Origin of the sequence: Alloyangia pacifica (assembly GCF_020524285.1) — a bacterium.
Lineage (GTDB): Bacteria > Pseudomonadota > Alphaproteobacteria > Rhodobacterales > Rhodobacteraceae > Salipiger > Salipiger pacificus_B.
The window spans coordinates 52,956-66,973 of sequence record NZ_JAIVKX010000012.1 but is presented as its reverse complement, the minus strand read 5'-3'; the positions used below and the strand labels follow the sequence as shown (position 1 = coordinate 66,973).

Sequence of the window (14,018 nt, the reverse complement as noted above, 5' to 3'; positions counted from 1 at the left end):
ATCAGAAGCTCCGGGTCATACGGTCGAGCACGCGGCGGCCGAACAGGCTCGCCGTCAGGTCGCACAGCAGTTTCGCCGTGCGCCCGCGCTCATCGAGGAAGGGGTTAAGCTCAACGAGGTCGAGCGAGCGCACCAGCCCGCTGTCGCCAAGGGTTTCCATGATCAGATGCGCCTCGCGGAAGGTCGCGCCGCCGGGCACGGTGGTGCCTACGGCGGGCGCAATGCCCGGCTCGAGGAAATCCACGTCGAAGCTGACGTGCAGCAGGCCGTTCGCCGCGCGCACCTTCTCGAGGAAGGTCTTCAGCGGGGCCAGCACGCCGGTCTCGTCGATGGCGCGCATGTCGTGCACTTCGATGCCCTGCTCGGAGATCAGCTTGTGCTCGGCGCGGTCGACCGAGCGGATGCCCATCATGCAGATGTTCTGGGTCGGCACGGCGGCGGCGAGCGGCGGGTAGGCGTCATTGCCCGGCTGGCCGGTGAAGTAGTTCACCGGCGTGCCGTGCAGGTTGCCGCTGGTGGTGGTTTCCAGCGAGTGCAGGTCCGGGTGCGCGTCGAGCCAGAGCACGAAGAGCGGACGCCCCTGCCCTTGCGCGTAGCGTGCCATCCCGGCCACGGTGCCGGCGGACATCGAATGATCGCCGCCCATGAAGATCGGCAGATCGTGCGCCTTGGCCGCGTCAAAGGCCGCGGCCTCCAGCACCTCGATCCAGGCGATCGTCTCGGCGAGGTTGTGGATCGCCGCGTTGTCGTGTCCCCGCGGGGACAGCGCCGGAATATTCAGATCGCCAAGATCGCTCACCTGCCAGTCGAGCTCGGACAGGGTCGGCTCGAGACCGGCGGTGCGCAGGGCGGCAGGGCCCATCAGGCAGCCCGGTTGCGACGCGCCGGTCTGCACCGGGGCGCCGAGAAGGGAACAGGTTCTGGACATGGTCACTCCATCTGGATTTGCCGCATCATGCACCGGATTGGTGACTTTTCCGCTCATCAAAGTGACCAATCCGGCATATTTGCTATTCACTTTGATCAATCATGAAATCAAAATGCACAGCATGACCCAGCTTGCCGCCACCGACCGTGCCATCATAGCCGCCCTGCGAGGCGACTCGCGCATGTCGATCACCCAGCTCGCACAGACGGTCGGAATCTCGCGCACCACCGCGCGCGCCCGACTCGAGGCGCTGGTGGCCGAGGGGCGGATCCGGCGGTTCACCATCGAGACGGATCAGGATGTCGAGGGAGAGGTGCGCGCGATCACCATGGTCGAGCTGCAGGGGCGGCTGTCGCGCAACGTGATCCGCACGCTGACCCGCATCCCCGAGGTCTCGACCATCCACGCCACCAATGGCGCATGGGATCTGGTGGTAGAGATCCGCACCGACTCCCTGGTCAACTTCGACCGGGTGCTGCGCGAGATCCGCGATGTGCCCGGCGTGTTGAACTCGGAAAGCTGCCTGCTGCTGGCGCATGTGGCGGGGTGACGCCAGCCCGGAACGAGGCGCGCAGCACCGCCGGGCGAGCGCCGGCCCGTCCGGGCGGGCTGGCGCTTTGTCATTCATTTGCTCGTGAACGAGGTCACGCGGACTTGGCTGGCATAAAGCGTGGACCTCTGCGTTTGCAGCGCCAACCCACGGGCCGACGCTCGCCCGGCTTCACCCCTCAGAATCTTCCGACAGCGCCTTGAGACGGCGCAGCAGCGCCGCATCGCGAAACGCGACATCCTTGGCGAAGCTCTCCTCGGTCGGCGTGCCATAGGCCTCGGTCAGCATGGCGCGGGTCTCGGAGTCGAGCCGCGCATCGCCCAGGTCATCCCACCAGGTCTCGACCGCATCCCCGAGGTGATCGAGGAAATGCGCCATGCCGCCGACGCCGCCCGCCAGCGCAAAGATCTTGCCCTGCCCGATGAAGGCCCACCGCTGGCCCGGCCCCATCGAGGCCGCAAGATCGATGTCCGCCATCGAGGCGACGCCCTCGCGCGCGAGGTAGACGCTCTCGCGCAGCACCGCAGCCTGCAGGCGGTTGGCGATATGGCCGATCATCTCGCGGTTGAGCTTGATCGGCACCTTGCCGACCGACTTGTAGAAGGCCATCGCCGCCTCGACCGCCGCCTCCGAGGTCAGCTTGCCCGGCACCACCTCGACCAGCGGCACGAGGTGCGGCGGGTTGAACGGGTGGCCGACGACCAGCCGCTCGGGGTGTTTCATCTCGGCCTGCAGCTCGCTGGGCATGATGCCGCTGGTCGACGAGGCAATCACCACCTCGGGTGCCAGCGCCGACTCGAGGCTGGCGTAGGTCTCGCGCTTGATCTCGATCCGCTCGGGGGCGTTCTCCTGCACCAGCTCGGCACCGGTGGCCGCTTCTTCGGGCGTGGCAAAGAAGGCAAGCGCGGCTTGCGCCTCGTCGACGGCGCGGCCCGAGGTCTGGCCCAGCGTCTCGAGCGACGGCCAAGCGGCGGTGACGAAGGCACGCAGCTTCGCTTCGGCCCCCTCGCCCGGGTCGCTGGCGCGGACGCTCAGGCCGGCGCCGAGGAACAGCGTCGCCCAGCTGGCGCCGATGGTGCCCGCGCCGATGACGGCGACGGTCTGGGGATTGGTCGGGAAGGGCATGGGAAAACCTCTCGGATTCGGGAAATCGCGCATGGCTGGGCGGAGACCGCCTCGCTTGCGCGCACCCTAGCCGTTTGCACGGCGGACAAAAGCCCCCTCGGAGGGATCGTGCCGGACCGCCGCGCGCCATGCCGCTGCGTAACTTTGCAGCGCCGCCCGGTCGGAGGTCATCTCATGCGGCCGCACAGCGCCGACCGGGGCCGCTTCGACCGCCAGCAGGGCCGCGCCGATGCTGGTGCCGGTGGCCGAGGCGGAGCAGGCCACCTCGCGCCCCGTCGCCACGGCGAGCATGTCGAGCAGCAGCGCGTTGCGGGCAAAGGGCCCCTCGACGATCACCGGCCCCTCGGCCCCGATCAGCGCCAGGCAGTCTGCGGTCATCAGCCCGAGGTAAAAGGCCAACGCCACGGATTTCTCGCCGGGCGACATCGCCTCGGACCAACCGCCGTGCCGCCCGGGAAACGGGCCGGAGGAGGTCTCGACCGAGGGTAGCAACATGGCCTGCCGCTGCAGAACGGCGCTCACGTCGCGGTCCGAGTGCGGGCCGGTCTCGGGCTTCAGACTCTCGTACTCGCGCCCGCCCATGAAGCGGGCCGAGGGGGTCGGGCCGCCAAGCGCGTTCACGTTGATCAGCAGGTCGCGCGCCGGATCGAGCGGCACCTGCGCGCCGCCGACGGCCATGGAGATCACCCAGGTGCCGGTCGAGACCACCGCGAAGGGCTGTGGCAGCGCCTTGAGGTGCGGCAGCAGCGAGGCGTTGGAATCGTGGATGCCCGAGAGCACCGGCGTCTCCGGCGCGATCCCCGTCTGCGCGGCGATCTCCGGCAGCAGCGTCCCGGCCACATCGCCCGCATGGGCCAACGGTGCCATCTTCCCCTCGAGCCCGAGCGCGGCGACCAGCGCAGAGAAACGCCCCTCGCGCGGTTGCCACAGGTCGGTGTGGCAGCCGAGCGAGGTGTATTCGCAGCCGAACCGCCCGGTGAGCAAACCCGACCAGTACTGTGGATAGGTCACCACCTGCGCCAGCCGCTCGCGCAGCCCGGGCCGGGTTTCCAGCAGCCAATGCAGCTGCGCGCCCGCGTTCAGCCCCATCGGCAGGCGCGGCGAGCCGGTGAGGGCAAAGTCCGGGCGGAGCTGATCGTAGGCATCGGCCAGCCCGTCCGGCCCGTCATGTTCGTAATCCAGCACCGGGCAGGCCAGCGCCCCTGCCCCATCGAGCAGCACCAGCGAGGCGCCATGGGTGGTGATGCTGATCGCGTCAATGCCGTGCTCGCGCTGAAGCGCGGTCAGCCCCTCCAGCAGGAAGGCCCGGAGCCCTTCGATGTCGTAATGCGGATAGGGGCCGTCACGCAGTACCCTGTTCGGCAGGGTCCGCACGCCGATCTCGGACATGCTGGCAATGTCGACGACGGCGAGCTTGGCGTTGGTCTTGCCGATGTCCCAGACGGCGACATGACGGGGGCTCGGGCGGGGCGGCTTGGTCATCGCGATCTCATTTCATGTGAAACATGGGCTCGAGCGGCACCGCCACCGGCGCGTTGTCCGGATGGGTGCGCATGATGTCGGCCATATGCGCCCACCAGCGCTGCATGACCTCGGTCTGCGGCAGCGCGTCCATGCCGTGGTCCTCGCGCCGCCAGAGCACACCGAAGAGATGGTTCGTCTCGGGATCGAGGTGGATCGAGTAATCCTCGACCCCGGCCTCCTTCAGCAGCGTGACCAGTTCGGGCCAGATCGCGTCGTGGCGGCGCTTGTACTCCTCGGCGCAGCCGGGGTTCAGCTCCATGCGGAAGGCGTATTTCTCCATCAGCGCCTCCACATGGCCCAGAGCCGCGGCAGGGCGATGACCCCGATCAGCAGCAGGCCGATGAAGATCGACATGACGATGCCCGGCACGTTCAGCAGCCCCAGCCCGAAGGTCACCAGCCCCATGACGAAGGCGGCGATCACCACGCCGGGAATCGAGCCCGAGCCGCCGAGGATCGACACGCCGCCGAGCACCACCATGGTCACCACCTCGAGCTCCCAGCCGAAGGCGATGGACGGACGCGTCGAGCCGAGCCGCGAGGTCAGGCAGATCGCCGCGACGCCCGACATGAGCCCGGTGAGCAGGAAGAGGATGAACTTCACCCGCGCCACCCGGATGCCCGAGAAGCTGGCGGCGGTGGCATTGTTGCCGATGGCATAGACCATGCGCCCGAAGTTGGTCCGGTGCAGCAGGATGTAATAGAGCACCGCCAAGAGGGCGAAGAGCACGAACTCGAAGGAGATCACCCAGAAGACGTAGCCCTGCCCGAAGTAGGCGAAGTCCGCCGGGTAGCCGCGGTAGGCGCCATCGCCGAGCACGATGTAGGAAATGCCGCGGAAGAGACTCATCGTGCCGATGGTCACCACGATGGACGGCAACCCCATCTTCGTCACAAGCACCGCGTTGAAGGCGCCACAGGCGAGACCCGTGGCCAGGCCGATCAGCACGATCTCGGGCGTGCCCGCGCCGTATTGCACCGCCGCCCCCATGGCGGTGGAGCAAAGCGCGATAATCGAGGCGACCGAGAGGTCGATCTCGCCGCTGATGATCAGCAGCGCCATGGCAAAGGCGATCATCGCCTTTTCGGTGAAATTGAAGGTGGCGTCGCTGAGGTTCCAGGCGTTGAGGAAATAGGGCGAGGCGAAGCTGTTGGCGACGAAGATGGCCACGGCGACGGCGAAGAGCAGCAGCTCCCAGCTCTTCAGCAGCCGCGCGCCCGGGCCCTGCAGCCGGTCGGGGATGTGGCGGGGCGCCTGCCCGTGGGATGCGGTCTCGGTCATGCGTGGCCCTCCGCGCGCTTGAGGATGATGCGGCCCTTGTTGCGGCCCGAACGGGTGTTGAAGGCCACCGCGACGATGATCGCCGTGCCCGAGATGGCGAGCTGCCAGAACGGCGAGATGTCGACCACCGGCAGGGCGTTCTTGACGATGCCGAGGAAGAGCGCGCCGAGCAGCGTGCCGAGGATGGTCCCCGCCCCGCCGGCGATGGAGATGCCGCCGATGACGCAGGCGGCGACCACCTCCAGCTCGAAGCCGCCGGCGATGTCGACATAGGCCACCGAGTAGCGGGCGACCCAGAGATAGCCCGTAAGCCCCGCGAGCATGCCGGAGATGGTGAAGGCCATGAACTGGGTCTTCCCGACATCGATGCCGGTATAGACCGCCGCATGCGGGTTGCCGCCCACGGCGTAGAAGGCGCGGCCCAGCGGGGTGCGCGCGATGCCGAGGAAGAACAGCCCGGTGACGAGGATGGCGATCCAGGCCAGCACCGGCAGGCCGAGCAGCTCTGCGCGCGGGAAGCCGGTGAAGGCATGGCTCATCTCGTGAGCGTTGACCCAGGCGCCGCCGGAGATGACGAAGATAATGCCGCGGTAGATGGTCATCGTGCCCAGCGTCACCACGATGGGCGGGATGTTCAGCTTCCACACCAGCAGACCGTTGACCATGCCCATCACCGCGCCCATGACGAGCGCGAGCACCAGGATCACCGCCACCGGCACGCCCGGGTAGGTGGCGTTGAGCATGGCGCAGACCATGCCGGTGAGCGCGAGGTTGGCGGCCACCGACAGGTCGATGCAGCGGGTGAGGATCACCACCGTCTGCCCCAGCGCCAGCAGGATCAGCGGCGAGGTGTCGGTGAAGACCCGCGCGAGGTTGCTGGGCGCCACGAAGGCCGGGAAGCGGCTGGCGATCAGCATCAGCAGCGCGAGGATCGCGGCCGACAGGATCGCCTCGCGGGATTTCAGGAACTGGGTCATAGGGCGGCTCCTGCTGGTGAGGGGGGCTGGGGGGCGCTGCCCCCTCTTCGCTGCGCGAATTCACCCCCGGCGTATTTGGAAAGAGAAGAAGTGGCTTGGGTTGGCGCTTGGGTCATGGCTGCGCCCCGATGCCGGCGGCGTGGCGCACGAGGTTTTCCGGGGTGAGCGCCTCGCCCTCGAGCTCGGCGGCGATGAGCCCCTCGCGCATGACGATGACGCGGTCGGACATGCCGAGCACCTCGGGGATCTCGGAGCTGACCATGATCACCGACAGGCCCTGCGCCGCGAGCTCGGCCATGAAGCCGTGCACCGCCGCCTTGGAGCCGATGTCGATGCCCTTGGTGGGCTCGTCGAGGATGATCACCTTGGGTTTCGTCGCCAGCCACTTGGCGATCACCACCTTCTGCTGGTTGCCGCCCGAGAGGTTGCCGACGTCCTGATCCAGCGCCGCGGCACGCAGGTCGAGCCGTTCCGTATATTCGCGCGCGAGGGCGAACTCCTCGGACAGGCGCAGGAAGCCGCCCCGCGAGGTCTGCGCCAACGAGGGCAGCGTGACGTTCTGGAAGATCGGCAGGCCGATCACCGCCCCCTGCCTGCCGCGGTCCTCTGGGACGTAGACGATGCCATTCTCGACCGCCTCGGCCGGAGAGCGGATCACCCGCACCTGCCCGTCGATGCGCACCGCGCCCTTGCTGGGCCGGGTGACCCCGAAGAGCGCCTGCATGACCTCGGAGCGCCCTGCCCCGACCAGCCCGTAGAAGCCGAGGATCTCGCCGCGGCGCAGGGTGAAGTTGATCTCGTCGAACTCGGTGGGATGGGCGTAGCCCACGACCTTAAGCACCTCGTCGCCGACGTTGTGGGCGCGCTGCGGGAAGATCTGGTCCACCGAACGGCCCACCATCAGGCGCACCAGCTCGGCCTCGTCCACGTCCGCGATAAGGCCCGAGCCCACGTGCTGCCCGTCACGGAAGACCGTGTAGCGGTCGGCGATGCGGAAGATCTCGTCGAACTTGTGCGAGATGAAGAGGATGGCGCGGCCCTCGGCGCGCAGGCGCTCGACCAGCTCGTAGAGCTCCTCGATCTCCTTGTGCGAGAGCGCGGCGGTGGGCTCGTCCATGATGACGACGCGGGCGTCCACCGAGAGCGCGCGGGCGATGGCCACGAGGTGCTTCGAGGCGATCCCGAGCTCGCGCAACGGCATGTCGGGGTCGAGATCGGCGTCGATGCGCGACAGGATCTCCTGGGCATCACGGCGCATCTTCGACCAGTCGATCAGGCCGAACCGCCCGCGCGGCGCATGGCCGATGAAGATGTTCTCGGCGACGGAAAGCTCGTCGAAGAGCACCGTCTCCTGGTGGATCGCGGTGATCCCGGCGGCGGTGGCGTCCTGGGCGGTGGCGAAGTGCACCGGCTCCCCGCCAAGGGAAATCGTGCCGCCGTCGGGCTGGTAGATGCCCGTGAGCGTCTTGACGATGGTCGACTTGCCCGCGCCGTTCTCGCCCACCAGCGCGGTGACCTGACCGGGGTAGAGCTCGAGCGTGACGCCGTCGAGGGCCTTCACCCCCGGGAATGTCTTGGTGATCCCCTCGAGCCGCAGCACGGGCGCGGCATCGGCCGTCGCCCCGTTGCGTGACTCGGCGACGGGCGGGGTGGTGAGGCTGACTTGCATCGAGGCCCCCGATAAGTGGGTTTGGGTGGGACCCCGGCGCAAACGCGCGCCGGGGCTCAGGTCAGGAGCGGATCAGAAGATGCTCTTGAACTCGTCGATATTGCTGCTGTCGTAGACGAAGGGATCGGCCATGGCGCCCTCGTTGTTGTCGTCGAGGGTCAGCGTGCCCATGCGGCCCATGGGGATCTCGGCGCCCGGCGCGGCCTCGGCATCGCCGGTGGCCAGCTCGTAGGCGAGATAGGTGGCCGAGTAGCCCAGATCGATCGGGTTCCAGATCGCGAAGCTCTTCGACGCGCCGCTCTCGATCGCGCCGGCCATCTCGGACGGCAGGCCGAGGCCGGTGACATTCACTTCGCCGACCTTGCCGGCATCCTCGACGGCACGGGCGGCGGCGACGATGCCCACCGAGGTCGGCGCGATGATCGCGTCGAGATCCGGGTAGGTCTGCATCAGGCCCTGCGCCTCGCGGTAGGACTTGTCGGCGAGATCGTCGCCGTAGACCGTGGTGACCACCTCGATGCCCGGGTAGTCGCCCATCACCTTGTTCATCTCGTCGATCCAGATGTTCTGGTTGGTCGAGGTGGTGGTGGCCGAGAGCACCGCGACCTCGCCGCCGTCGGGCAGGTTGTCGGCGGCGAGCTTGATGATCATGTTGCCGATCAGCGGGTTCGACGAGGGGTTGAGGTGGAGCTGCCGCCCCTCGGGGGCGACGCCGCTGTCCCAGGAGATCACGGTGATCCCGCGCTGCATCGCCTTCTTCAAGGCGGGCACCAGCGCGTCGGTGTCATTGGCGGAGACCGCGATCGCATCGACGTTCTGCGCGATCAGCGAATTGATCACCTCGATCTGGCCTTCGGCGGTGGTGTCGGTGGGGCCGGTGTAGATCACCTCGACATTGCCCAGCTCGGCGGCGGCCTCCTCTGCGCCCTTGGCGGCGGCCTCGAAGAAGCCGATGCCGAGCGCCTTGACCACCAGTGCGATGCGCACATTGTCCTGCGCCTGCGCGGCACCGCCGGCCAGCATCATCGCGGCCAGCGCGGTCCCTCCGAAAAGTCGTCTCGAAATGCCCATGGTATCCTCCCTGATTTATGAGCGTTCACGTATCGCGCGGGGCGGTCACCCTGCCCCGGCGGTTTTCGCCCGTCCGGTCTGCGCCACGATCAGCCGGATCTCGGCTGCCTCCAGCATCGAGGCGGTGCGGTCGGAAATGCCGTCATCGGTGATGACGATGTCGATGCGCTCGAGCGGGCAGAGCACCAGGCTCGAGCGGTTGTCGAATTTCGTGCTGTCGACCAGGACCACCAGCTCGTCGGCCTGGTCGATGAGCTTTTCCTCGGCCTGGATCAGCAGCGGGTCCGCCTCCATCAACCCGATCGGCCCGAGCGCATGGGCGCCCATGAACATGCGCTTGGCGTAATAGTGCCGCGTCATGTCGTTGGCGAAGGGCGACAGGATGATGTTCTGCTCGCGGTAGAGCGCGCCACCGGGCAGCATCACCGTGTTCTTGGAATTCTTCAGCAGGTGCTCGGCGATCGGGAAACTGTTGGTCAGCACCTGCAGCCGGCGGTTGGCCAGCGGGTGGACCATCTGGAAGGTCGTCGTGCCGCCGTTGATGATGATCGCCTCGCCATCGTCGCAGAGCGCCACGGCTTCGCGCGCGATGGCCTGCTTCTGGTCGATGTTGATCGCCTGGTTCACCGCGAAGGGCCGTCCGGCCAGCCCCGGCAGCGGCGGCGGCGTCAGCGCCTCGGCGCCGCCGCGCACCCGGCGCAGCCGCTTGGCGCCATGCAGCGTGGCGATATCGCGCCGGATCGTCGCCTCGGAGGTCCCGGTCAGCGCGACGAGCTCGGACACCGTCACGATCGGCCGCTCCTGGACGGCGGAAAGAATGATCCTGTGGCGTTCGGTTTCGTGCATCTGGTCCTCCCGTTCGGTTCAGATTGGACGAATCCCCGATCAAGTCAATCATCATTTTTCAGTTTCAATCATGCTGCGCTGCCGCATGATCGTTTCTGATCGTTTCTGGTTGACAGAACGCGGGGCGAGCCGCAGCTTTCAGGGCGAGGAGGCGGCCATTCCGGACCGCGACAATGGAGGATCACCATGCTGACACGGGCCAAGGACCGCCTGCAAAATCTGTGGGATAGCGGCAAGGCTGCGGGGATGAGCGAGCCGGAAAAGCTGCTCTACCGGTCCAACCTTCTGGGGTCGGACAAGCGAATCACAAACTACGGTGGCGGCAATACCTCGGCCAAGGTCATCGAGCGCGACCCGCTCACCGGCGCAGAGGCCGAGGTGCTCTGGGTCAAGGGCTCCGGCGGCGACGTCGGCTCGATGAAGCTGGACGGGTTTTCGACCCTCTACATGGACAAGCTGCGCGCGCTGAAAGGTGTCTACCGCGGGGTGGAGTCCGAGGACGAGATGGTCGGCTACCTGCCCCATTGCACCTTCAACCTGAACCCCCGCGCCGCCTCGATCGACACGCCGCTGCACGCCTATGTGCCGCGCGCCCATGTGGACCACATGCACGCCGACGCGATCATCGCCATCGCCGCCTCGAAAGATTCCAAGGCTCTGACCCGCGAGATCTTCGGCGAGCGCATCGGCTGGCTGCCCTGGAAGCGCCCCGGCTACGAGCTGGGTCTTTGGCTGGAGAAGTTCTGCCTCGAGAACCCCGAGGCCGACGGCGTCGTGCTGGAGAGCCACGGTCTCTTCACCTGGGGCGACACCGCCGAGAGCTGCTACGCCACCACCATCGAGATCATCAACGAGGCCATTGCCTGGCTCGAGGCCAGGACCGACGGCAAGCCGGCCTTCGGCGGCGCCAAGTTGCAGAGCCTCGCCCCCGAAGCCCGTCGCGAAGTAGCGGCGGCGCTGATGCCGGCGATCCGCGGCATGGTCTCGGGCAACCAGCACATGGTCGGCCATTTCGACGACCAGGAGGCCGTGCTGGACTTCGTCAATTCCAACGCGCTGGACACCCTCGCCCCGATGGGCACCTCCTGCCCGGACCACTTCCTGCGCACCAAGATCGCGCCGCTGGTGGTGAATTTCGACCCTAACAAGCCGGATCTGGACACCGTGCTTGCCAGCCTTCCGGCGCAGGTCGAAGCCTACCGCGAGAGCTACGCCGCCTACTACGCGCGCTGCAAGCGACCTGACTCCCCTGCCCTGCGCGACCCTAACGCGGTGGTTTATCTGGTTCCCGGCGTCGGCATGATCACCTTTGCCAAGGACAAGGCCACGGCGCGTATCTCCGGCGAGTTCTACGTCAACGCCATCAACGTGATGCGCGGCGCCTCGGCGGTCAGCGAGTACCAGGGGCTGCCCGAACAGGAAGCTTTCGATATCGAGTACTGGCTGTTGGAGGAAGCGAAGCTGCAGCGCATGCCGAAACCGAAGTCGCTGGCGGGCCGCGTGGCGCTGGTCACCGGCGGTGGCGGCGGCATCGGCGCGGCGACCGCCGAACGGCTGCTGCGCGAGGGCGCCTGCGTGGTGCTGGCCGATATTGACCTTGCCGCCGCCGAGAAGGTCGGCGCGGAGCTTTCCAGTCTCTATTCGGGGGATGTCGTGCGGTCCGTGTCCGTGGACGTGACCCGCGAAGACGCCGTTGCCAGAGCCTATGCAGAGGCGTCTGTGGCATTCGGTGGGGTCGATATCCTGGTGTCGAACGCCGGCATCGCGTCGTCGGCCCCCGTCGAAGAGACCTCGCTGGCGCTCTGGAGCCGCAACATGGATATCCTGTCCACCGGCTACTTCCTTGTCTCGCGCGAGGCCTTCGGACTGCTGCGCAAGCAGGGACTGGGTGGATCGATCGTCTTCATAGGGTCGAAAAACGGCCTCGCCGCCTCGCCCAATGCCTCGGCCTATTGCACGGCGAAAGCCTCCGAGCTGCACCTCGCCCGCTGCCTCGCGCTGGAGGGCGCCGAGCATGGTATCCGGGTCAACGTGGTGAACCCCGACGCGGTGCTGCGCGGCTCGCGCATCTGGGAGGGCGAATGGCTCGACCAGCGCGCCTCGACCTACGGTACCGACAAGGCGGGGCTCGAGGAGATGTACCGCAACCGCTCGATGCTGAAACGCTCGGTGCTGCCCGAGGACATTGCCGAGGCGGCCTACTTCCTGGCCTCCGACCTCTCGGCCAAGTCCACCGGCAACATCCTCAACGTCGATGCGGGCAACAAGGAAGCCTTCACGCGATAAGACCCTGTTCCGGCGGCGCGAGACCCTCGTGCCGCCTTTTTGACGCCGCCATGGAGAGGCGGCACGGGAGGATTTCATGATCGACAGCGATCTCATTGCCGCGGAAAACGCGGCACGCGCCGAGGCGCTCAAGTTCGACTACGAGATGCTGGGCGCCCAGCTCGCCCGCCGCGACATCGATATCGACACTATCAAGCGCAAAGTCGGCTCCTATGGCGTCGCCGTGCCGAGCTGGGGCGTGGGCACCGGCGGCACCCGCTTCGCCCGCTTCCCCGGTGGTGGCGAGCCGCGCGGCATCTTCGACAAGCTCGACGACTGCGGCGTCATTCACCAGCTCACGGCGGCCACGCCGACGGTGTCTCTGCACATCCCGTGGGACAAGGAAGATCCGTCGGCGCTACTAGAAAAGGCCGCCTCGCTCGGGCTCGGCTTCGACGCGATGAACTCGAACACCTTTCAGGACCAGCCCGGCCAGAAGCTCAGCTACAAGTACGGCTCTCTCTCGCACACCGACCCGGCAGTGCGCGCGCAGGCCGTCGAGCATAACCTGGACTGTATCGAAATCGGCTCGAAACTCGGGTCCAAGGCTCTGACGGTCTGGATCGGCGACGGTTCGAACTTCCCCGGACAGACCGATCTGACGGCGCAGTTCGAGCGCTATCTCTCTGCCATGCAGGACATCTACAAGGGCCTGCCCGAGGATTGGCGCCTGTTCTCCGAGCACAAGATGTTCGAGCCCGCCTTCTACTCCACCGTGGTGCAGGACTGGGGCACGAACTACCTCATCGCCAAGGAACTGGGCGAGCGGGCCTATTGCCTCGTCGACCTCGGCCACCATGCGCCCAACACCAATATCGAGATGATCGTGGCGCGGCTGATCCAGTTCGGAAAGCTCGGCGGCTTCCACTTCAACGACAGCAAGTATGGCGACGACGACCTCGACACCGGCAGCATCGACCCCTTCCGCCTGTTCCTGGTGTTCAACGAGCTGGTCCCCGCCGAGGGCAAGGAAGGCTTCGCGCCCGCGCATATGCTCGACCAGTCGCACAACGTCACCGACCCGATCGAGAGCCTGATTTCCTCGGCGAACGAGGTGCGCCGGGCCTATGCTCAGGCTCTTCTGGTGGATCGTGAGGCCCTGAAAGGCTTCCAGCAGGAGAACGACGCCCTGATGGCCGCCGCCACGCTGAAGGCCGCCTACCGGGTCGATGTCGAGCCGATCCTCGCGATGGCGCGGCAGGACGCCGGCGCGGCGATCGATCCCGTGACGGCCTATCGTGCCTCGGACTACCGGGCCAAGGTGTCCGCGGAGCGTCCCGAGGTGAGCGGCGCGGGCGGCGGGATCGTCTGATTTCGCCCGAAATCCCGCCCTGAAAGACAAATCCCCGTCCCGGCAGCGAAATCTGCCGGGATTTTTCATTCTATCTCATACATTTAGCGGCGATTCGGCGCTGAATTCCGGCTTTAACCCCCTGATTCGCCGTGTTTTCGGGGCGAATCACCCTGATTTTATGTGTTTTGCGGAGTCGCGCTTCCCCGATACGCGCGCTTCCGGATCGTGGCGCTTTCGCTCGGTAGCTCCGCCCCCTCCCCCAGCCCCACGGCGCGCCACGCGGTTTGATCTGGTTGTCCCGTCACGCCCTCTCTACGGCTGACGCACACCTCCAAGCCTTTCCTCCGTTGGGCCTTCTTTCGCGCGACACGGCTCGGCGCCGCAGGCGCCTCCGGAGCCGCCTGGCTCTGCCACCAAGGCTCACCGCG

Annotated in this window: 12 protein-coding genes; 3 read left to right on the top strand and 9 right to left on the bottom strand. The window is 67.0% G+C overall.

Annotated features, from left to right (window positions below; genetic code table 11):
* Position 1 precedes the first annotated feature (1 nt).
* Complete coding sequence (gene rocF / locus LC039_RS17170) at positions 2–928, bottom strand: arginase (protein ID WP_226626745.1); 927 nt, start codon at positions 926–928, stop codon at positions 2–4.
* 112 nt (positions 929–1,040) lie between these two features.
* Here rocF and LC039_RS17165 point away from each other — a divergent pair, with 112 nt between their 5' ends.
* Positions 1,041–1,478 carry an Lrp/AsnC family transcriptional regulator gene (locus tag LC039_RS17165; protein ID WP_226626743.1) on the top strand — a complete coding sequence of 146 codons (438 nt, stop codon included), beginning with the start codon at positions 1,041–1,043 and terminating at the stop codon, positions 1,476–1,478.
* 171 nt (positions 1,479–1,649) lie between these two features.
* Here LC039_RS17165 and LC039_RS17160 read toward each other — a convergent pair whose 3' ends face one another.
* From LC039_RS17160 to LC039_RS17125, 8 genes are all read right to left on the bottom strand, one after another.
* A complete protein-coding gene (locus tag LC039_RS17160) occupies positions 1,650–2,603 on the bottom strand; it encodes a 3-hydroxyacyl-CoA dehydrogenase NAD-binding domain-containing protein (protein ID WP_226626741.1) in 954 nt (317 codons plus the stop codon).
* Between the two features lie 66 nt (positions 2,604–2,669).
* Positions 2,670–4,085 (bottom strand): FGGY-family carbohydrate kinase, encoded by a 1,416-nt coding sequence (locus LC039_RS17155; protein ID WP_226626740.1) that lies wholly within the window; start codon positions 4,083–4,085, stop codon positions 2,670–2,672.
* Between the two features lie 7 nt (positions 4,086–4,092).
* Positions 4,093–4,407, bottom strand: a complete 315-nt coding sequence (gene rhaM / locus LC039_RS17150; protein ID WP_226626738.1) for an L-rhamnose mutarotase — start codon at positions 4,405–4,407, stop codon at positions 4,093–4,095.
* Positions 4,407–5,408, bottom strand: a complete 1,002-nt coding sequence (locus LC039_RS17145) for an ABC transporter permease (protein ID WP_226626735.1) — start codon at positions 5,406–5,408, stop codon at positions 4,407–4,409. The genes rhaM and LC039_RS17145 overlap by 1 nt, the downstream gene beginning before the upstream one ends.
* Entirely contained in the window at positions 5,405–6,385 is a 981-nt protein-coding gene (locus LC039_RS17140; RefSeq protein WP_226626733.1) for an ABC transporter permease, read from the bottom strand. Before LC039_RS17140 ends, LC039_RS17145 begins: the two co-directional genes overlap by 4 nt.
* 112 nt (positions 6,386–6,497) lie before the next feature.
* A complete protein-coding gene (locus LC039_RS17135) occupies positions 6,498–8,054 on the bottom strand; it encodes a sugar ABC transporter ATP-binding protein (RefSeq protein ID WP_226626730.1) in 1,557 nt (518 codons plus the stop codon).
* Positions 8,055–8,126: 72 nt separating this feature from the next.
* On the bottom strand, positions 8,127–9,125 hold the full coding sequence (rhaS, locus tag LC039_RS17130) for a rhamnose ABC transporter substrate-binding protein (protein ID WP_226626728.1): 999 nt from the start codon (positions 9,123–9,125) through the stop codon (positions 8,127–8,129).
* A gap of 45 nt (positions 9,126–9,170) precedes the next feature.
* Positions 9,171–9,971, bottom strand: coding sequence for a DeoR/GlpR family DNA-binding transcription regulator (locus LC039_RS17125; RefSeq protein ID WP_226626726.1), 801 nt, complete (start codon positions 9,969–9,971; stop codon positions 9,171–9,173).
* Between the two features lie 186 nt (positions 9,972–10,157).
* Between LC039_RS17125 and LC039_RS17120 the strand changes: the two genes are divergently transcribed.
* Entirely contained in the window at positions 10,158–12,257 is a 2,100-nt protein-coding gene (locus LC039_RS17120; RefSeq protein ID WP_226626724.1) for a bifunctional rhamnulose-1-phosphate aldolase/short-chain dehydrogenase, read from the top strand.
* Positions 12,258–12,333: 76 nt separating this feature from the next.
* Complete coding sequence (rhaI, locus tag LC039_RS17115; RefSeq protein WP_226626723.1) at positions 12,334–13,608, top strand: L-rhamnose catabolism isomerase; 1,275 nt, start codon at positions 12,334–12,336, stop codon at positions 13,606–13,608.
* Positions 13,609–14,018: the final 410 nt, after the last annotated feature.